This window comes from Thermococcus sp. M36 (assembly GCF_012027355.1).
Taxonomy (GTDB): Archaea; Methanobacteriota_B; Thermococci; order Thermococcales; family Thermococcaceae; genus Thermococcus.
Map to the genome: position 1 here is coordinate 1 of NZ_SNUH01000373.1, position 385 is coordinate 385.

Genomic DNA, 385 nt, shown 5'->3' on the forward strand with positions numbered 1-385 from the left:
TACCGGTGTTAAACTCCAACCATTAGGTAATTTAATTCTGTTGTTTTCTATCTGTTCTACTGTTTGGGCATTACTGACTATGGTTAGAAAGCAGGCAATGGCAAAAAAAATATTTCTCATGCTTCTGTGTTTTTGTAAAACTAACAGTTACATGAGAAATATGAAAGTTATTAAAAGGTAAACTTGAAAGGAGCTATAATAATGCCCAACCGATGGCGGTATTTACAGTTGTAGCAATAGCACCTAAAGCAGCATTAATGGCATTTTGAACAGCCAATAAAGCCAGGCCTTTTTCAGTTAATAAAACTGTTTGTACAGCTTGCTTCTGCATATTGATTAATAACTCTGCTTGTTCCTGTGTACAAGTACCATCTAATTTCATCTG

At 34.8% G+C, this 385-nt stretch carries 2 protein-coding genes; one reads left to right on the forward strand and one right to left on the reverse strand.

Going from position 1 to position 385, the window contains the following annotated elements:
• A partial coding sequence (locus E3E36_RS13135; protein WP_206203760.1) for a hypothetical protein occupies window positions 1–181 on the forward strand: 181 nt, incomplete at its 5' end.
• 12 nt (window positions 182–193) lie between these two features.
• Here E3E36_RS13135 and E3E36_RS12720 read toward each other — a convergent pair.
• On the reverse strand, window positions 194–385 hold a 192-nt coding region (locus E3E36_RS12720; RefSeq protein WP_206203761.1), incomplete at its 5' end, for a hypothetical protein.